Annotated in this window: 21 protein-coding genes; 4 read left to right on the top strand and 17 right to left on the bottom strand. The window is 33.8% G+C overall.

Annotated features, from left to right (window positions below; genetic code table 11):
• Positions 1 to 18: 18 nt before the first annotated feature.
• Genes F6P99_RS08640 through F6P99_RS08630 form a run of 3 tightly spaced genes read right to left on the bottom strand, consistent with a single transcriptional unit; the run spans position 19 to position 3455 of the window.
• A complete protein-coding gene (locus tag F6P99_RS08640; RefSeq protein WP_152287069.1) occupies positions 19 to 465 on the bottom strand; it encodes a toxin-antitoxin system YwqK family antitoxin in 447 nt (148 codons plus the stop codon).
• Between the two features lie 40 nt (positions 466 to 505).
• Positions 506 to 2113 carry a 4Fe-4S binding protein gene (locus tag F6P99_RS08635; protein ID WP_152287068.1) on the bottom strand — a complete coding sequence of 536 codons (1608 nt, stop codon included), beginning with the start codon at positions 2111 to 2113 and terminating at the stop codon, positions 506 to 508.
• 10 nt (positions 2114 to 2123) lie between these two features.
• Positions 2124 to 3455, bottom strand: coding sequence for an NAD(P)/FAD-dependent oxidoreductase (locus F6P99_RS08630; protein WP_152287067.1), 1332 nt, complete (start codon positions 3453 to 3455; stop codon positions 2124 to 2126).
• Between the two features lie 205 nt (positions 3456 to 3660).
• Here F6P99_RS08630 and F6P99_RS08625 point away from each other — a divergent pair, with 205 nt between their 5' ends.
• From F6P99_RS08625 to F6P99_RS08615, 3 genes are read left to right on the top strand one after another with little or no spacing between them, the layout of a single operon-like run.
• Positions 3661 to 4542, top strand: coding sequence for a hypothetical protein (locus F6P99_RS08625; protein WP_152287066.1), 882 nt, complete (start codon positions 3661 to 3663; stop codon positions 4540 to 4542).
• A 3-nt stretch (positions 4543 to 4545) separates the two neighbouring features.
• Positions 4546 to 5565: a glycoside hydrolase family 113 gene (locus tag F6P99_RS08620; RefSeq protein WP_193316040.1), complete on the top strand. Its 1020-nt coding sequence runs from the start codon at positions 4546 to 4548 to the stop codon at positions 5563 to 5565.
• Entirely contained in the window at positions 5558 to 6823 is a 1266-nt protein-coding gene (locus F6P99_RS08615; protein WP_152287064.1) for a POTRA domain-containing protein, read from the top strand. Before F6P99_RS08620 ends, F6P99_RS08615 begins: the two co-directional genes overlap by 8 nt.
• Before the next feature lie 59 nt (positions 6824 to 6882).
• On the opposite strand, the gene F6P99_RS08610 is transcribed toward F6P99_RS08615, so the two are convergent.
• From F6P99_RS08610 to F6P99_RS08555, 12 genes are all read right to left on the bottom strand, one after another.
• On the bottom strand, positions 6883 to 7686 hold the full coding sequence (locus F6P99_RS08610) for a transporter substrate-binding domain-containing protein (RefSeq protein WP_152287063.1): 804 nt from the start codon (positions 7684 to 7686) through the stop codon (positions 6883 to 6885).
• A gap of 126 nt (positions 7687 to 7812) precedes the next feature.
• The gene (locus tag F6P99_RS08605; protein WP_152287062.1) at positions 7813 to 8691 is read right to left on the bottom strand and encodes a sterol desaturase family protein; all 879 of its coding nucleotides are present in this window, start codon (positions 8689 to 8691) and stop codon (positions 7813 to 7815) included.
• Between the two features lie 25 nt (positions 8692 to 8716).
• Entirely contained in the window at positions 8717 to 9301 is a 585-nt protein-coding gene (locus F6P99_RS08600; RefSeq protein ID WP_152287061.1) for an NAD(P)H-dependent oxidoreductase, read from the bottom strand.
• A 63-nt stretch (positions 9302 to 9364) separates the two neighbouring features.
• A complete protein-coding gene (locus tag F6P99_RS08595; protein WP_152287060.1) occupies positions 9365 to 9925 on the bottom strand; it encodes a Crp/Fnr family transcriptional regulator in 561 nt (186 codons plus the stop codon).
• A gap of 9 nt (positions 9926 to 9934) precedes the next feature.
• Positions 9935 to 10903 carry an arsenosugar biosynthesis arsenite methyltransferase ArsM gene (gene arsM, locus F6P99_RS08590; protein ID WP_152287059.1) on the bottom strand — a complete coding sequence of 323 codons (969 nt, stop codon included), beginning with the start codon at positions 10901 to 10903 and terminating at the stop codon, positions 9935 to 9937.
• A gap of 75 nt (positions 10904 to 10978) precedes the next feature.
• On the bottom strand, positions 10979 to 11791 hold the full coding sequence (locus F6P99_RS08585; RefSeq protein WP_152287058.1) for a purine-nucleoside phosphorylase: 813 nt from the start codon (positions 11789 to 11791) through the stop codon (positions 10979 to 10981).
• Complete coding sequence (locus tag F6P99_RS08580) at positions 11792 to 12499, bottom strand: DM13 domain-containing protein (protein WP_152287057.1); 708 nt, start codon at positions 12497 to 12499, stop codon at positions 11792 to 11794. It abuts the gene before it with no gap.
• Between the two features lies 1 nt (position 12500).
• Entirely contained in the window at positions 12501 to 13106 is a 606-nt protein-coding gene (locus F6P99_RS08575) for a TIGR04282 family arsenosugar biosynthesis glycosyltransferase (RefSeq protein WP_152287056.1), read from the bottom strand.
• Complete coding sequence (locus F6P99_RS08570; RefSeq protein ID WP_317162574.1) at positions 13096 to 13491, bottom strand: rhodanese-like domain-containing protein; 396 nt, start codon at positions 13489 to 13491, stop codon at positions 13096 to 13098. Before F6P99_RS08570 ends, F6P99_RS08575 begins: the two co-directional genes overlap by 11 nt.
• Before the next feature lie 111 nt (positions 13492 to 13602).
• A complete protein-coding gene (arsS, locus tag F6P99_RS08565; protein WP_152287054.1) occupies positions 13603 to 14700 on the bottom strand; it encodes an arsenosugar biosynthesis radical SAM (seleno)protein ArsS in 1098 nt (365 codons plus the stop codon).
• Between the two features lie 27 nt (positions 14701 to 14727).
• Entirely contained in the window at positions 14728 to 15429 is a 702-nt protein-coding gene (locus F6P99_RS08560) for a DUF547 domain-containing protein (protein WP_152287053.1), read from the bottom strand.
• A 48-nt stretch (positions 15430 to 15477) separates the two neighbouring features.
• Positions 15478 to 16170 (bottom strand): queuosine precursor transporter, encoded by a 693-nt coding sequence (locus F6P99_RS08555; RefSeq protein WP_152287052.1) that lies wholly within the window; start codon positions 16168 to 16170, stop codon positions 15478 to 15480.
• 123 nt (positions 16171 to 16293) lie between these two features.
• Here F6P99_RS08555 and fabD point away from each other — a divergent pair, with 123 nt between their 5' ends.
• On the top strand, positions 16294 to 17175 hold the full coding sequence (gene fabD, locus F6P99_RS08550; protein ID WP_152287051.1) for an ACP S-malonyltransferase: 882 nt from the start codon (positions 16294 to 16296) through the stop codon (positions 17173 to 17175).
• Positions 17176 to 17235: 60 nt separating this feature from the next.
• Here fabD and F6P99_RS08545 read toward each other — a convergent pair whose 3' ends face one another.
• The gene (locus F6P99_RS08545) at positions 17236 to 19338 is read right to left on the bottom strand and encodes a thioredoxin domain-containing protein (RefSeq protein WP_152287050.1); all 2103 of its coding nucleotides are present in this window, start codon (positions 19336 to 19338) and stop codon (positions 17236 to 17238) included.
• Between the two features lie 97 nt (positions 19339 to 19435).
• Positions 19436 to 20407, bottom strand: coding sequence for a LamG domain-containing protein (locus F6P99_RS08540; protein ID WP_152287049.1), 972 nt, complete (start codon positions 20405 to 20407; stop codon positions 19436 to 19438).
• Between the last annotated feature and the right edge of the window lie 55 nt (positions 20408 to 20462).

Genomic DNA, 20462 nt, shown 5'->3' with positions numbered 1-20462 from the left:
CATGATATTTAAATACGACTACAACAAGTCTTTCAAATTATTTTCTGATTCAAATTCTTTGAGATTGTCCCACTCACCAATTTTTGTATCGGCTTCAAACTTTTCTATCTTCACTATTTTATCATTTTCGTATCGCAAGCAATATCCATTTTTAGCATTATTTCTATACTGAATTTTACATTCAACTTGACCTGATTTTGCATAAAACACCCACCAAGCTTCCATATTCCCTAACTTATAGTGACCTTCTTTCAAAAGCATTCCACTCGGCGCGTAAAAGTACCAATATTTTTCTTTGCGACCGTTACCATAATGACCTTTTGAAGCTACTTGTTGATTTGAATGATACGTGTACCAATACCCTGATTTTTCACCATTTAGGATCCATCCTTTTGATTCTAACTCACCTCGTTCATTCGTGTTTTTTTGATACACTTTTTCTTGCTGAGCATAGGCTACAGTCATAACAAAAAATACAATTAGGCAACTAAAAAACCGATTCACACTATTTATTATTTTTTATGAGTTCTAACAAATCTACATCATTTCCAAGCAGCGTTGGATTCTGATCTATTCTATTTTCGGTAGGTCCATTTTCTAATTTTAACACTCCTCTTGGGCAAACTGCAGAACAAATCCCGCATCCCACACATGAAGAACGTACAATATTTTGCCCCTTTTGTGCATAAGATCGAACATCTATTCCTTGTTCGCAATAGGTAGAACAATTCCCACAAGAAATACATTGTCCTCCGTTGGTAGTAATTCTGAATCTAGATTTGAATTTTTGAACCAAGCCCATATAAGCTGCTAATGGACACCCAAAACGACACCAAACACGATTTCCTAAGATTGGATAAAACCCAGTACCAATTACACCTGAAAAAATAGAGCCTATAAAAAATCCATAACTCGATTGTACATCATAAGCAGTAATTCCGAAGGCAAGTTCACGCCAAGTTTCTATTTCCGCAAAATACGTATACAATGTAAGGGCTGTCATGAATATAGCGAAGCCCAAGACCCCATGTATCAACCAGCGTTCTACTTTCCATGAAAACAACGATTTATCTGATAATTGACGATAAGGATCTCCGAGTGTTTCTGCCAATCCTCCACAACCACAAACCCAAGAACAATACCATCGTTTACCATAAAAGTACACCATCACAGGTACAATAATTAGCGTCAATACGATTCCCCAGATCAACATAAACAAGCCTAAATTCCCACTATTCATTAAGGTATTGATATTCCAATCAAAAAAGAACGTATAATTTAAAGGCCATGCATTTTTAAAGTCAAACCAAGGTTTATTGAATGCAACTAATATTTCAGGAATTAAAAAAGCAAATGCCACTTGAAAAAACAAAACAACCGCAGTTCTTACTAGTTGGTACGCATTATGGCGATATTTGATAAACATTCTGATCGCAAAAACTGTCATGACCGAGCAGTACATAAACCCATATAAAAACCATTGGCTAGCCGGGTTACCACTCAAGCCTAAACTCACAGGATTGACTGCTAATATTGGGTTTACCAAATAATTTGGAAAAAAATACAACAAAACATAAAAACCAACAAAATAAGCAAAAGCAAACATCCCCATCCAGCCTCTGTTTGTGGCAGCATGCTGAAAAATTCCGTTATTTTTTATACCTGCAGGTCCTAATATTTTATATTCCGAACCAAATGCTATCACTCCACCAAAAATTGCCAAACCAAAGGTCAACCAGAAGAATAGCAATTGGTTTTCTACTACCCAACCTGTAGCTGATTCTCTTACCAATGGATAAACAAAATCTTTAGAGCTTTTGTTCCATTTTAACCAAATAATTTTATCCCATGGAATTTCGGCCATTTCCATATAGTGTGCATTTGAAGCCTTAGCTATAGCAATAATTTTATTTGATAAGTCAAACGCAGACATCTCTTGACCAACAATTTCTCGCTGTGCCTTTTCTATAAAAAACTCACTTTTTACTTGTGAAGTAGACCAAGCATTAAAGGTTTCTTGAGTTACTTTATTGGTTCCGGTGAATACACTGCCAGTGAAGAAAATGAAACCTAGCAGACTAATTAGTAACCCTATATTTTTAACTGTTTTCATCTGTAGATTTTTAAGCGTTTAAGAAAATTCGTTTCCAACTTTTTGCCTTCACTTTTAACGAAGTATTATTTTCTTGATTAAATTTTTTGATAATAGCAGCTTCATAGCTCTTGAAAAACTCTGGATCAAAATTGGCATCTTTTAAATGCACCAAAACTTTTTCAACAGATGCTTTTTCATTAAGCCATGCATCAAAACGTTCGTGTCTCAAACGAATTCCGAACGTATTGATACCTATAAACTCTCTAGTTTTAGTATCATAGTTGAGAAGGATGCTTTTTTTACCAGTTGCATCTTCCCAATAAAAACGGCTTTCATTTTCCTTAGGTTGTGCCCAAACCCATCCATAGGTTTGGTATTCGATGTCGATGAATTTCGCTGAATTAAACCAATGTCCTGGCTTGTATGCTTTTCGATTTCCACATATCGTTCTGGCAACAGTTTCTCCCATCATTCTACCGGTATACCATACTGCCTCGATTGGTCTTCGTTGATCAATTGCTTGATGTTGTTCAGCACAATCACCAATCGCATAAATATTTTTAATATTAGTTTCTAAAAACTCATTTACCAACACACCACGATTGGTTTCAATAGCAGAAGATTTAACAAATTCTATATTAGGACTTACACCTGCGGTCAAACCAACGACGGAACATTCTATCGTTTCTCCCTTATCAGTTAGCACTGCTTTTGCCCTTCCGTTTTCATCTGAAATTATTTCTTGTAAGTTCGTCGACAAACGCAAATCGATATGATTTTCAAGTATTTCTCTATTCACCATTTCAGATTGCTCTTTTGGTAAAACCCCATTCCAAAAACTTGTTTCTCTAACTAGAAAAGTAACGGGTATATTTCTTGAATGCAGCATTTCAGCCATTTCAATACCGATCAAACCTCCACCAACAATCACAGCTCGTTTACAGTCCTTAGCATTTTCTTCTAAGGTTTCTAAATCTTGTTTAGAATACATTCCTTGCACTCCTTTTAAATCCTGACCAGGCCAACCAAATTTATTTGGCCTAGAGCCCGTAGCTAAAATTAAATCGTCGAAAAGTATTTCCGTACCGTTTCTCAATACCACTTTACACCCTTCAGTATCAATAAATTCAACCAAACCCTCTACCAAATCAATTCGATTTTTTTTCCAAAACCAATTTTCGTAGGGTTGCGTGTTTTCAAATTTCATATGTCCCATAAAGACATACATCAAAGCTGTCCTAGAAAAAAAATACTTGGTTTCAGCAGAAATAATTGTGACCCTATGGTCACTTAATTTTCTGATGTGACGTGCTGCTGTCACTCCCGAAACTCCATTTCCAATAATTACTATATGTTTCATAAAGTTAGGTTTGCTTAAATTAGAATATGATAAACTGGTTCGTTCTCTAAATTAAGATTTTACTTTCCGTAGGTCGAAACAAATTTTAAAAACTTAAAAGAAATAGAATCACGAGCATCAATTTAGAATCAATATAAATAAAACCAATCTTGTAAGGAAATCTTCAAATGAAACACTTTTAGGAAGAACTTAATTAAAATTAACGATGACTCGAATTTCAAAAATTATATTGTTAACGCTTTTTATTTCGTGCGTTACTTATGCACAAGAAAGCAATATTCAAACCTACACGCCTTCAAAACTATTACGCAAAGGACAAGTGGATGTAAAATGGTTTAATAACTTTTACAGTCAAACCGAAGACACCTTCAGAGGAGACCATCCTAGAGAAAACTTCTTTACAGCAACCTTCGAAACTTTTTATGGAGTTAGTGAAAACTCAAGATTCAATATTGGATTAGTTTTTAACGTAAAATCAAATAACATTGGAGGAAAAGGTTGGTTTTCTCCTTTGAATTTCGCTAATGAAGAAGGTGGTTCTAGAGCTGGTTTTACCTCTATAGCTCCAAGTATAAGTTTTCAACCCTTAAAAAATGTTGGTAATTTTTCAATTCGAACAGGAGTGTTTATTCCGTTGGTTGATCATGAAACAGAAAATGGAGTATACCTAGACAAAAAGAGTTATGTATGGGAGACAAAATTCTTTTACGATTATACTTTTCCAAGTGGAAAATGGCAGTTGTTTACAGAAATCGATACTCAGTTCAACTTTGGTGAAGAAGACACCTATGATGACAACGGAACCTCGGAAGGAGGATTTGCAAACAATAGCTTAGGAGTACCTGTAAGTGCATTTGTTAGTTACTTTCCAACATCAAAATCTACAGTATACCTGCAAACTCAACAATATATATTGATCGATTTAGGAAATAAATTTAGCCAAGAATATACGCAATTGGGTATTGGAGGAAAATACCAAGTAACCAAAACTTTAAACTTAGAACTATCTTACACAAATTTTGTAAGAGGAAGTGATACAGGTTTTGGAGAAACCCTTAACTTAGGCCTGCGATTTATATCAAATTAACAAATGAGTTATCGAAGTGTTTTTATAGTTATTCTATTCATGAGTTTTCACATGACGGGGCAACAAAAAAACATTTTAAAAATCAATGGACTAAGCTTCGTTGCATCAAATAAAATACCAAACACGAAAGACGTACTTTCTGTCAAAAACATGCATGCCAATTGGGTGGCGCTCATGCCCTTTGGCTTTATGCCTTCTGCAACAAAACCCGACCTTAGCTTCAATAACAAGTGGCAGTGGAAAGGAGAAACTGCAGAAGGCATTCAATTAACCTCAGATCTCTTTCATCAGCATCACATCAAAAGAATGCTCAAACCTCAAATATGGGTAAAAAAAGGTGTTTTCACGGGTTTCATTGAAATGAAAAGCGAGCGTGATTGGAAATCATTTGAACAAAACTATCGTGATTTTTTAGTTTTTTATGCAAACCTAGCAGAAAAGGAATCCATTGACATGCTTTGTATAGGAACTGAATTAAAACTTTTCGTTAAACACCGACCAATATTTTGGGAGCAGCTCATTATTGAAATTAAAAAGGTTTACAAAGGACAACTTACTTATGCTGCAAACTGGGATTCATATAAAACTCCAACTTTTTGGGATGCACTAGATTGCATTGGTATAGATGCATACTTCCCTTTATCAACAAAGCAAACGCCTGAAGTAAACGAATTACTTAGGAAATGGCTTCCCGTTAAAAACGAACTAAAAAGCTTCAGTAAAAAACACCAAAAAAAAATTATCTTTACCGAATATGGTTATAGAAGTGCAGATTATTCAACAAAAGAACCCTGGGTATCTGACACCCCTTCACCTCACAACCCAACAGCACAAATAAATGCACTTAAAGCACTTTATACAACTTTTTGGGATGAACAATGGTTCGAGGGTGGTTTTCTATGGAAATGGTTTGATAAACACGAAACATCTGGTGGATTGAACCATCATGGCTATACGGTACAAAACAAAAACTCTGAACATTTTGTAAGAGAATTTTACAAAAGCAATCAATCATATGAATAGAATTTTATTCCTTTTACTCATTGGATTTTTAAGTTTACCTGTAACATCACAAACCACAACAATTAGCGAAGTTTCATTTGTCGGAAACAAAAAAACAGACACGAAATTTTTAGAAAAAATTGTTTCTGTAAAAAAAAATCAGGTTTTGGATTCTGCACAAATAGAGCAAGACCTTGTATTCTTAATTCGATTGCCAGCAGTCGCAAATGCAACATCAAAAATAATTCCACAAACCAACAACAGATGTAAAATTGAATATACAGTGGAAGAGAACTTCACCATAATTCCATTGTTTAATGTGTATACTTCAAACAACGAAGAAGTCGCATATCGCATTGGGCTTTCAGATTATAATTTCTTGGGAAATGGAATGGTCATAGGTGGATTTTACCAAAAAGACATTTACGATTCGTACCGAATAAGTTTTCAAGCACCCTATCTTTTTTCACGAAAATTCGGACTCGGACTTAGCTATCAAAATTTCACTTCTTTAGAACCGGTTTTTTTCGAACAAGGTGCCGTGGATTATAAATACAACAATGTCTCATATGAAGTTTTAGCTCTGTATGAAATAGACGGTAAAAATCGATTCAGTGCAGGGGTAAATATTTTTAGAGAAAATTATCAATACGTACCAAAAGAAGGGGATAATCTACCTCCTGTATTTGATTTAATCGAAGACAAAATACTTTATAAATTTATTTTCCAACACGATAATTTAAAGTACCATTATCAATATGTTTCTGGATTCAAAGACATTTTTAATTTTCAATATGTGACTTCTGAAACCAACGTATCTTCGCCAAACTTTTTGATTGGATGGAATGATATTCTTTACTATAAACGCATCAAAGAACGCGGTAATTTTGCTACGAGATTAAGAGTCGGACTTGCGACAAACAATGATTCTCCATTCGCACCTTTTGCCTTGGATAACAACGTAAATATTAGAGGTGTTGGAAATATAATCGACCGTGGTACTGGGTCTATTGTTTGGAATGCAGAGTACAGACATTCATTAATCGATACTTCAATCTTTTGCTTACAAGGAAACGCTTTTGTGGATTCAGGATCTTGGCGTACACCTGGAGGAAGTATCAATGACTTTATCAATCAAGATAATATTGTTGTTTTTTCAGGGCTTGGAGTACGATTTATCCACAAAAAAATTGTGAATGCTGTATTTAGAATCGACTATGGCTTTGGTCTTACAGAAAACACACATGGAATGGTGTTTGGAATAGGCCAGTATTTTTAATAAAAATAAGACATAAAAAAAGCTCCTTATAAAGGAGCTTTTTTATTGAGAAATTCTTTTTAGAACTTCGCATATTGATACCATAAGTTATCGATAGCTTCAGACTTATCAATAGCATTGATTCTATCTATATAATTTGAAATTAAGTTGATAAAATGGTTATCTCCTGCTGCTACAACAGGACTAATAAACTCTTTTTCAGTAGATTTAGAAATGTTTTTATAGTACAAGAAACTATTCTCATATAAAAACGCCATTGTTTCACAAGTATTGAAATCTGCTACCAAACCATCTGCTTTATCAGCTCCTAATAACTCAAGGGCTAACGTATTGTTTTCAACCAATAATAGTTTTGCATTTGGAAATCTATTTTTCACAAATTCCTCACTTGTAGTTCCATTAACAGTTACTAGCGTAACTGATTCTTTATTTACATCCTCAGCTTTACCTTTAGAAAGGGTTTTACTTTTAGATAAAATAGATTTACCACTTTTATAGTAGACTCCTGGAAATGCCACTCTAGCATTTCTTTCTGTAGTAATAGATACTCCTGAAAAAACAATATCAACTGAACCATTCTCTACAGAAGGAATTAATTTATCGAAATCCATCACTTCATATTTAACAGCAACTCCTAAATCATTTGCTAGATAATTTGCTATGCGAATATCTATCCCATCTAGTTTCCCACTTTCATCTTTGAAAGTAAAAGGGAATTGATTTGCAGTTGTACCAACAATTAGTGTTTTTGTAGCTAAAATTCTGTCTAAGGCTTTCTGTTTTTTTGGTTGATCAGCGCAAGATGTCAAGAACATGGTACACGCAACAAATAATAGACTTAGGGCGGTAAAAGCTTTCCTCATAGTTTTTATAGTTTTAGTATATGTATTTTTACTTATTTGCGTAAATTTAATATAATTTATTTTAAACGCTAGCTAGTTCGTAAATATTTAAAAAAAATACATCTTTCAAGCTCAAAAATCACTGTTTTAAGTTTTTATTGGATACATCTCTTGGTGCACAAAGTCTTTCGGAAAATTTTCATCACCCTCAAAACCAAGTTCAATATCCCTCCCACTTTTAGGTTGGTAATTTGTTTTAAAAAAATAGTCCCAAATACTCAAAGAAATTCCAAAATTCACTCCGTTGCTATGGTCAGAAGGCAATGCTTTCGCATGATGCCAAATATGCATTTCAGGGTTATTCAAAATATATTTAAGTGGTCCGTAATGCAACTTGACATTAGCATGATTGAGATGACCGATAGTCAATGCTATTAAATGCACAAAAATCACATCATCTACTTGAAACCCTCCAATAATTGCTAAAGGGATGTATAAAGTAGTTCGATACACAAGTGTTTCCATCCAATGATATCGTAAATGTGCAGCGAATCCCATTTCTTTTACAGAATGATGTACTTTATGAAAATTCCACAACCAAGGTGTGCTATGCAGCAGTACATGCGTTCCCCATTGTACAAAATCTGTAATTACAAAAAACAAAAACAATCGCAACAACAAAGGATATTCATTGAGATTCACAAGTTGTAAAGTAGTTAGCTCTAAAGAAAAAAATGACAAAAAGTTTAAAAACAATTTTTCAGTTGCTGAAGATAACGCTATAAAGACAATTAGATTAAAAATAAAAAAGTTGAAAAACATGTAAAACAAATCCAACCAAAAGTCTTTTCTGAATATACCTTGTTTTTTTCTCCACGGAAAGAAAATTTCTAACATCCATACAACAACCGATATAAAAATCAGCGCATAGAAATAATTATCCCAAGACGGATTCAAAATTTCATGGACAAGATAATTCCAATACCCTAAAAACGAATCTTTAAAAATGCCCCAAATCGAACTCATTTATCCCATTATATTTTGACTAAATTTAAACATTAATATGTTTTCTCCCTAACTTTTCGATTTTTGATAACCACAATGCTCTTTTCTTTTCATCAGAATTCTTGATCATTTCAATATAATGCACTTTGATATTTTTGACTCCGCAAAACTCTAATGTGTTTTTCTTTAATTGATTCACACTTGGTCTTTTATTGATAAATCTATAAAACCATTTTGGCTGATCTAAGGTTGTAATTATTTGCGCGGTTTTTCCTGTAAGTAATTTATCCCACCAAATCGAATTCTCTTTGTATTGAAAAGCCATACCGGGTAAAAACAAACGATCTATAAATCCCTTAGTAATGGCAGGTAATCCGCCCCACCATACTGGGTGCATCCAAACCAAATGATCAGCCCATTTTATTTTTTTCCAAGCCATTTTCAAATCCGGTTCTAACTCAGTTCTTTGCTGATAACCAAAAGCCAAATTAGGATCAAAATTTAGTTCTCCTATTTGAATTTCCTTTATCTGTGTATGTTGAGAAGTAGCTCCTTCCTTAAAAGCCTTAAAAATTCCGTAATTAAAAGATTCTTTGTTTGGGTGTCCATTGATCAAAAGTATTTTCTTCATTGTTATATTTTTTCTCAAAAATAAAACCCTGAACTTTTGTCAAAGAGGACATTTGTCTATAAATCAAACTCCTTTACGAATTCTACTCAAATGCCTTTGAGATATTCCCAAATAAGAAGCTAAATAATGCAAAGGAATTTTTTGAATGTAAATAGGTTGCCGTTCTAGCAATGTATTGTATTTTTCACTAGCTCCTTCTCGTTGTAACTGAAATATTCTTTGTTCTAGAGCTACATATTGCTGCTCTGCAATTGTTTTTAAAACATGCATCCATTTAAACGAATTTTCACTCAATTGATCTAAATCAGTTTTCTTCACGACTAAAATCTCTGCATCGGTCAAGGCCTGAAGCGTTTCCGAGCTTGGTTCTCCACTTATAAAAGCAGAATAAGAAGACATTAAACTCCCTGGAAAACAAAAACAATAAGTAGTTTCCACTCCATCAGAACCTGTATAATACGATCTATAAATACCTTTTACAACAAACGCTATTTCAGTACATTTTGTGCCTTCTTGTAAAAAAACTTCATTTTTCTTGATGGATCTTTTTGTAAAATAAGATTCGATTTCATCAATTTCTTCTTCCGAAAAAACACCAAAGGATTTAAAAAATTCTCTAATCATTAAAATTTCTTAACAACATCCTCCACCATCATAATGAAAAGTAGATTCACTAAAATAAATATCATCTCGACCTAAAGACTTCAATGCTCCAGCAGTTTTATCGCAAATAGCTAGCGGTTGATTTTTCAAAAGTGTGTGTCCTTTTCCATCATCAAAAAAGTCTTCATCTCCATAATAAATAGCCGCCTTTCCAGTAAATATACAAGGACCATCTTCTGGCATTGGATCTTTTATTGCAGCCACTTCAATCGATTCAATATAAATCAATTCATCTGCAGGATAGTTTTTAGGATCTAGTATTCGATAAGGTTTTCTTGCTCTTATTTCAATTGTACCAAAACCTGCATCTGTTAACATTTTTACGTATTCAGCTATCGGTAAGCTTCCGCTCAAACAAAGTGCACGCAATCGTTCATCGTTTCTTAGTGTATCATTCATGGGCTGTTCACATGTTGGATCACTCATAACCAATCGACCATGTGGTTTCAATACTCGATACATTTCTGAAATGGCTTTTTTTAAATCGTCAGCTTTAAAAATATTGAACAAACAGTTTTGTGCTGCTACGTCAATGCTACTATCTTCTACATTCAAGTTTAGCGCATCACCTTTTACCAAGTCTACAAACTCACTTTTGAACCATGAATTTTGTTTTTCTGCCTCTAAAAAATTCTTTCGAGATGCTTCTAACATTTCGTCAACTACATCGACTCCAATCACACCTGATTTCTGACGTGAGAAATACGAAAATTGCAACAACTCCATTCCTCCTCCAACACCGACATACAGTATCTTTGGGGAATTTGTCAAATCTCTTGCATTCACTGTGCTTCCACAACCATAATTCATTTCTTGCATGATTTTAGGAATTTTCAAACCTGGTAATTCCCATATCGGATTTGTAGTACAACACAAACCAACATCTGGTGTTAATGCTGCTTCTTTGTAAACATTATGTGTAGTATCTAAATAACTCATATATTCTTTATTAAATCTAATGTCTTAAGTGATTCGTCGCAATTCATCAAGTACGACTTTACACTTCTGACTGTTTTATATTGTTTTTATCAACTCAGTAAAAAGCGAAACTAGCTTTGGCTCTGCCTTTGCTGCTAATTCCAGTATTTCAGGAATATTAATCGGTTTTAAGTTGTCTGCATCACATTCATCTGTTAACACAGATACAGCAATACAAGGCAAATTCATCTGGTTCGCTACAATTACTTCTGGTACAGTAGACATACCAACAGCATCTGCTCCTATAATTTTTAAATAACGATATTCTGCACGAGTTTCTAATTGTGGACCAACTACGGAAGCATATACACCTTCAAATAGTTTGATTTTAAGTTTTTCTGCGCAAGCTTTAATTTTTTGATTCAGTTCTTTCGAATAAGGCTCAATCATATCTACAAATCTAGGACCAAATTCTTCGATGTTTTTCTCTGCCAAAGGAGATCCACCTTGTAAATTAATATGATCTTCTACCAACATCAACTCTCCTTTTTTATAGTCTAAGTTAATGGCTCCTGCCGCATTCGAAATTAACAAATTTTCTACACCTAATAACTTCAATACTCTAATAGGAAATGTGATTTCTGAAAATGAATACCCCTCGTATAAATGAAACCGACCTTGCATCGCAACAACCCTTTTTCCTCCAAGGGTTCCATAGATCAAATTTCCGGCATGAGATTCTACAGTAGCAATAGGGAAATTTGGTATTTCTTTATAAGATATTGTTTCTATGATTTCAATTGCTTCGGTTAACTTTCCTAAACCAGTACCCAAAACGATACCCACTTCGGCTTCAAGAAATCCTTTATTTTTTAAAAAAGCAACTGTTTCTTTAACTTGTTCTAACATTTACTGAACGATAATTTTCTGGGTTTTGAATTGGTTTCTATAGGTAACTCTTAAAATATAAATTCCTTTTTGGAATTTAGAAACATCAATTCGATTCATTTCATTATTTAAAAGTAATGGTTTTTGTACCAACTCACCTAGCACAGAATAAAAATGTATAGTGATTTCTTCATCCTTCACCAATTGAATGGAAACTTCATCATTGGTGATCACAGAAGGATATATTAAAAAAGGCACATTCGTAACATCATCATCTACAGATAGCGTTGCGCAATCTACTCCTGATGCTACTCCAAAAGTACCTGCTCCCCAATAATGATCATATGCTTTACAATGAATATGTACATAGGTATAGGTATCTAATCCAATAGCCGGACTAATCGCAGACAAATCGTAACTCTGACTTCCTGAAGCACTTTGCAACAAACCAACTTCAACGGTATTTGGGGTTGTCAAAACGCCTCCTGGTGTTGAAACAGTTGTTTCGTTTGATAAATACACATGTAAATCTGGGCCTGAAGTCGTTGCAAAATTGCTATCAAAACTTAAGGTCTTTGTTCCGTTCAACAGAAAATTTAGAGTTGCATTGCCACTTATAGCATAGTCACCAAAAGGTCCTCCTGAAAAGGGGGCGATTCTAGAACATTGGGCATACGAGCCATCCAAAAATGCAACGGATAGAATAAATAAAATAAGTAGGTTTCTCATATCATAAATAATTTACGAGATATGAGTCGTGTTTTATATCAGAAATTACATCAATATCGTTTAAAGTTTCAAGAAACGAAATAGAAAATTTAGTATCTAGATCTTCAACCGTATCTTTTAAAACAGAATCCGAACCCCAATTTTTATTTTTAAAAACAGAAGGTATATACATTTTTAGTCCTAACAAATAATAGCCTCCATCTAGTGCGGGTCCAATTACTGTATCTGTTTTATCAAGACATGAAAAAGCATATTCGATATGAGATTGGGTCAAATCATATATATCAGATCCAATAATAATTACTTTTTCATACCCTAGTAAAAACGCCGATTCAAACGCGTTCCCCATTTTTATACCTAAATCTCCAGTAACCTGAATTTTTTTCTCATAAATACTTGCATCCCAAGCATCAGAATTTGAAATCTCATTGGTATAATACAAATGCTTGTCTGCATCTAAATGTTCAGAAATTTTGCGTGTGTGTGCTAGAAGTTCTTTATAAATCTGCAATGCTTTCTCGTTACCAATGCTTTTTGCAAGTCTGCTTTTAACTTTCCCTAACTCAGGATTACGAGTAAAAATGATAAGCAAATTTTTATTTTTCATAAATTTTTTCGCCTTTGATCAACCATTTGCTCCATTCTTTGGAAAAAGTATGCACTTTTTCCGTGGGTACGTTATTTTTATCAACTACTTCTTTTTCTTGATTTTTCCATTCAAAAATACCACCATACAAATTGTAGACATGCATGTAACCAGATTGTAACAGTTTTTCTCCAATCATTTCACTGCGCATTCCTATGGAACAATACACCAAAATGGGTTGGGACTTATCTGGGTATTTTTGCAGTACTTTATCTATTTGAAAATAATCAAAACCTACACATTCTGCATTTTTAAGATGACTCGTGTCGTATTCTTTTTTTTCACGAGTATCTAGTAAAATATAATTCTCTAAGGAAGAAATTTCTGAAACTTTTATAATGGGCACAGTCTCTTTGAGGTTTCGTTTGAGCAATTTATTGAATTTCTTGGTTTGAGCATTCGAAAAAAATGACACAATAAGTAAAATTAAAATACAGCTAAACTTCTTCATACTATGTTACGATATTACTCCTTGACAACTAGAACCAGCACCTGCTGTGCATCCATAACAATGATTTTTAAGAGATATCGTTCTATTCTTCAACTTTTCTGCATTAAAATCTTTGATGTTTTGAAGTTGTTTATCCAAAACAGGTAAATGCAACATTTGATTGAAATCACAATCATAAATAGTACCATCCCAACGTACAGAAATTGTATCGCGACACATTACATTTTCAACCGCCGACAAATTAAAATTATCGACCAAAAGGTTCATATACTCTTCAACCTTATTCTGAGTTTTTAAATCGTTTAAAAAACGACTAATAGGCATGTTTGTAATGGTATACAATTGATTGAACACAATGTCAAAATTTTCTTTCAACATACGTTTATAGTCTTTTTCAAGACCTTCTTGAGAACCTGGCAACGAAGGTCCTCCGGGATTGTACACCAAATGCAAATTCAAATCTTTTTCTTTACCATACCCAATCGAATTTAAAAGCTGTAACCCTTTAATTGAAGCATCAAAAACTCCTTCACCTCTTTGTTTATCAACATTTTCTAAAGTATAACAAGGCATCGACGCTACCACTTCAATTTTATGTTCTTTAAAAAACAAAGGCAAATATTCATATTCTTTTGCAAACGTTAATATGGTCAAATTACTTCGAACAATAATCTTTACATTTCGTTTGGCAATTTCTTGAACAAACCATTTAAAATCAGGATGAATTTCAGGTGCTCCACCTGTAAGGTCTACCGTAGAAAACCCACCTAAATCTATCGCAGCTAAACAGTGCTTCATCGTTTCAACTGACATCAACTCTCTTCTAGAAGGTCCAGCATTTACATGACAATGGTTGCAAACTTGATTACACAAATACCCTACATTGATTTGCAAAATATCCAATCCATTCGCTTGAAAAGGCAACTTTGAATATTGATGTAATTTTTTAGAGAACCCTTGAACAGGCAATTGCTCTAAAAACAAAACATCTTCTTCAGATTTCTTTTTTCTAATTTCTGATATCGGATTCGTTTTTGCTTTTGCTAAAGTTTCTTGAACTTTTGCATACAGTTTCTCTTGGTCAGCAAGGGTATAAGCTTCCATAAATTTCTATTCTTTCTTTGAGGTAAATTATTCGTTTAAATTCCAGTTGTACTCTAAATAACGAACTTTTGTTTGTTTCGCTAACTCAATCGTAGCATATTTTTTTATATAATCAATAAGTTTACCCTCTGTAGCAAAATCTCCTTGATACCATTCGAAAATTTTAGAAAGTGATACTTTTTTCGGTGTCAAGACATTTCTTTTCGGATCATTTACAAATCTTTTCATCAACTGCTCTAGCTCACTTTCTACATTAGTTTCTGTAAAGGCGAAGTTTGCCAATGGAGGACAAGAAAATGAGGCACAATTTACACCTACATGAATTCTAGGATCTTTGTAAACAGCTCGTAACTGCTCATGCTCTATTTCATTTAATGTATATGTAACACCACCGACTTCAGCCATTTTTACATCCCATGCTTTTCCATTTTTTATTTTCATAATACTCGAAATAGGATAGTTTTCAAGAATTAAATTGATTGTATAAGCATTGTATGCATTGATCCAAAAAGCCTTCGTCTTATTAGCAGACCAAGTTTTTTCAGGCTTCGTGTTTTTCAAATAGTTAATATAGCTTGTCAATGATTCCTTTTCACTCAAAATTCCTTTATAATCAACAACTCCATCAGAAGTGACATACTTTTTTAACAAACTGTCAAAAGTTTCAACTTGCGAAAATGACGAAGTGGCAACAAACATCAACGCAACAACAATACTTTTAAATTTCATAAATTTTAGATTTAATTTTTTTTCTTAGTAGCAGAAGTTGTGGTTACATTACAAAAACTCTTTTATTTCTTCTCCTTTTGCCAAACCAAATCTCTTTCTAAAGAAATAAACCGCCAGATATAACAAAGGAGTATCGAATGCAGCAACAATTACTTTAAACAAAAAACCACTTAACAACAAACTACCGAAAACATCCCAAGACAACACATCAAATAAAGTCAATAGTAAGACTACGGTAAACGTATCAATAAATTGAGAACTGAAGGTAGAAAAATTATTTCGCATCCATAAATGGTTCCCATTCGTTTTTTCTTTCCAAAAGTGGAAAATTTTTATATCGATAAACTGTGCAAAAAGATAGGCCATCATTGAAGCCATTACAGCCACAGGTGACAACCCAAAAACTTTTGTAAACAAACCATCGTTTACCGGTGACCATTCTGTAGCAGGAGAATAATTTGCGATCAATACAATAAGTACTGAAAAGAACGATGCAAAAATACCCGTAACAACAACTTGATTTGCCTTTTTCTTTCCATAAATTTCAGAAATAATATCAGTAATTAAAAAAGTAATTGGATAAGGTAATATTCCAACAGAAACTTCAAATTGAAACCACCCAAACGGATTCCAATAAAAAAACTTCTGAAAAATTAAATTTGAAACCACTAACGATGTGATAAATAAAGTTGCCAAAACCATATAAATGGAGGATGCAAGATGCTTGTCTTTTTCGTTCATAATTACGAATATAAACAAAACATCTAAGCTATAAGCTTTCAAAGAAACACAGATTGTAGTCTAACAAATATTGTTTTTGACAAACAATGTGTATTTTTGCTATCAAATTTGAAATTAACATTTATGAAAGCATATGTTTTTCCTGGACAAGGAGCTCAGTTCTCTGGAATGGGACAAGATTTGTACGAAAATTCTGAGTTGGCAAAAAAATTATTCCAACAAGCAAATGAAATTTTAGGATTCGATATCACTAAAATTATGTTTGAAGGAACTGCTGAAGATTTAAAACAAACAAACGTAACGCAACCTGCTATCTTTTTACATTCTGTAATTTTAGCAAAAGTTTTAGGTGACAACTTTACACCAGACATGGTAGCTGGTCATTCTTTAGGTGAACTATCTGCATTGGTTGCCAATGGAACACTTTCTTTTGAAGACGGTTTGAAACTAGTTGCTAAACGTGCTGATGCGATGCAAAAAGCATGTGAATTACAAGCCGGAACTATGGCAGCCGTGTTAGGACTAGAGGATGCCGCTGTAGAAGAAATTTGTGCAGCTGTAGAAGGTGATGTTGTTGCTGCTAACTACAATTGCCCAGGACAATTGGTTATTTCTGGTGAATTAGATGCCGTAAAAGCTGCTTGTGAATTAGCCACAGAAAAAGGAGCTAGAAGAGCTTTATTATTACCTGTTGGTGGTGCGTTTCACTCACCATTAATGGCTCCTGCAAGAGAAGAACTTGCTGCTGCTATTGAAGCGACTCAATTTAACGAACCTTCATGCCCTGTATATCAAAATGTTGTTGCCAAAGCGGTAACAAATCCATCTGAGATAAAAGAGAACTTGATTGCTCAATTAACAGGAGCTGTAAAGTGGACACAATGTGCTCAAGCAATGATTGCTGATGGTGCAACTGAAGTTATCGAAGTAGGACCTGGTAAAGTATTACAAGGTTTGTTTGCTAAAATAGACCGTTCTGTAGCTAGAAGTAGTGCAGAAGCATAATGTACAGACAGACATTCAACAAAAAAATCCTTTCTAAATAGAAAGGATTTTTTTGTTGAATTATTTCATTTGTTTCAAGGCAACAAGAACCTCATCCGTAGGTAAATTACACGCTCCATCAACACACACATAAATCAGTGTATTGTTTTTTACATAACGATTTTGAAGAAGAGGCATGGCATTTTCAGCAACACTTCCTGCTATTAATTTATTCGGAAGGTATGTTTGATTGATTTCTGAAATTTTATCTAAAGCGCGATCACCTACAACCGCAACTTCATAAAAATTTTCTGCAAAATTCAAATACAAATCCAGCCAATTAGAATAACCTGAAGGGTATTCAGAAAACTGACTAGAAACATTATGCAACATTTGTTCGCTTGTTTTTCGATAGGTATTGTTGTGGTAATAATGGCTTAATTTAAAAAGGTTTTTGGCCATCATTGAATTTGAAGCCGGAATTACATTGTCTGTAATCTCCATTTTTCTGGTAATTAGTTCGGTATCCAAATCTGAGGTAAAAAAGAACATTTTTGAATCTGGATCATAAAAATGCTGGTAACAATAATCCGCCAACGCTTTTGAATGAAACAACCATTTTTGATCCAAAGTCACTTCATACAAAGATATAAATGCATCAATTACTGTGGCATAATCTTCTAAATAACCATTGATATTACTTACCCCATTTTTGTAATTATGATTCAGTCGTTTCTTTTCAAAAAATTGGTTTTCTTCTATGAACTCAGCATTTCTTATTGCACAGGCTAAGTACTCTTCTTTGCCAAATACGCGATACGCATCAATATAGCCCTTCAACATCAATGCATTCCAAGAAGTCAGCGTCTTATCGTCTAATCTTGGACGTGTTTTTTCTTCCCTCGCTTTAGATAAAATTTTATTCCACTTTTCTACTTTTAAAGAAAGTTCAGCAAGAGAAATATTGTTATTTACCGCAAATTCTTTAGCAGACTCCTTTCGAATCAAATGATAACTATTGTTTTCCCATAAACCATATGAATTGATGTTGTAATATTTTGCAAACAAGTCAAAATCGATATGAATCAAATTTCTTAACTCATCCTCTTTCCAAATATAATAGGCACCTTCTTCTAATTCGTCGTTTTCATTCTTACTATCTGCGTCAAGCGATGAATAAAATGCTCCTTCTCTACTGGTCAATTCTCTAGAGATAAACTTCAATGTTTTCTGAACAGCATCTTTATAAAGGTCGTTTTTGGTAATTAAATAGGCATCACTGTATAAACTTACGAGTTGTGCATTGTCGTACAGCATTTTTTCAAAGTGTGGAATATGCCATTTTTCATCAGTAGAATATCTTGAAAACCCGCCATTTACATGGTCAAACAACCCACCTAAAGCCATTTTATCCAACGTCTTAAAAACATATTTCTCCAAAGCTAAGTCATTACTTTGTTTAGCAAATCTCATTAAGAAGTTATAGTTATTAGGCATCGGAAATTTTGGAGCCCCCATCATGCCTCCTAAATCTCGATCGAAACGAGTACTCCATTTTGCAATGGCTTTTTTGATAGTATCATTTGAGAATACGGGTTGTGAACTATTGAATTCTAACAATTCAGATTGTTTGATACCTTCGGTAAGTTTTGCGGCATATTCAACTATTTTCTCAGGATTATTTTGGTATACTTCAATAATTTGAGTCAAAGTATTCATCCAATCATCTTTTGTAAAATAAGTGCCTCCCCAAAAAGGTTTTCCATCTGGCAACGCAACACAATTTAATGGCCAACCACCACTTCCAGTCATCAATTGAACGGCATTCATATACACTTGATCGATGTCTGGTCTCTCTTCTCTATCAATTTTTATATTGATAAAATGGGTATTCATCAATTTTGCAACAGTTTCATCTTCAAAACTTTCATGTTCCATCACATGACACCAGTGACAAGCTGCATAACCGACTGAGATAAGCAATAATTTATTATCTTTCTTTGCTTTCTCTAAGGTTTCTTCATTCCAAGCATACCAATTCACCGGGTTATGTGCATGTTGCAATAAATACGGACTCGTTTCTTTGATTAAACTATTGGTAAACTTATATGATTTTTGTTCTTCCTTTTTGCACCCTATCAAAAATAAAATTAATAAAAATGAAAACGGTAAAGATTTAGACATGTGGTTTGGTTTTCACCAAAGATAAAGGATTATCATAATAAATTTGAGTTAAAAAAAACACTTTCTTATGATTAAGAAAGTGTTATACTATTTCGAATTATTCTAATTTCCAGGTTCGAACCCAATCAATTTTCATTGTATTGATACTTTCATCTAGCAAATCATTTTTAACTGCCAATCCACCCACCCAAGGAGAGTCTTGAGTCCACAAATCCCAAATTAAATGTTGCTCTAATGTAAAGGCCTGTACAGTTGTAACATTACCAGAAGGTTCTCCATCCAAATAAAACTGAACCGTATGCGCATCTTTCCACCAAGCACCGACTACATGATATGCTTCGTTCCATCTTACACCTTTCAAGGTATTTCCATCTGATAAATTTTTGTTACTCGAATTTCCTTTTGCTCTTTCAGTCACGCCGTTTTTAACAATAAAATATTGAGAATTCATTTGCCATGGATACTCATCTAAATTAAAACTTGGTGTTGCTTGTCCAGATGGTTTCGAGTTGTTTTCAATAATATCTATTTCGTCTCGATTGTTGATATCTCCATTATTCAACCAAAAAGTATTAAACGCTGATATATGTGCTGTTTTGATACGACATTCAGTATACATTGGGAATTTTATTTTGGCGATAGATCTAACACGAGAGGTCTCAAACCATTGCGTTTCACTTGTAGCATCTAATGTTGCCTTGATCCATAAATTACCATCAGACACCCCAGAGTTTTTATTGACCATATTGACCGGAGTACCTCCGTAATTCCAATTTGTTTTGATCCATTTAGCTGAATTGAATCCGTCATTAAATTCATCAGACAAATTAGCAACTTTGACCCATGACTTACCTTCTGGAGTAGTATCGTCAAAAGACACAAAAGTAGGGTAAGCTTCATCTGCTTCGTTTACATCTATTACAACGACTTCTTCTTTCTCTTCTTCCGTTTCTTTTTCTTCACCTACTTGCCCCTCTTCTTCATTACTTCCTGCACAGCTAATTAAAACCGTTACAAAAACCAAAAGTCCTAATAAAAACTTTTCAAAAACATTACTTTTTTTCATCATCCTTCTATTTTAATTTAATCCGGACAACAAATATACCTCAAACAAAACCCTCCAA

Source organism: Flavicella marina (genome assembly GCF_009193215.1).
GTDB lineage: Bacteria > Bacteroidota > Bacteroidia > Flavobacteriales > Flavobacteriaceae > Flavicella > Flavicella marina.
Note: the sequence above shows the minus strand (reverse complement) of the source record. Positions and strands in the feature narration are given on the sequence as shown.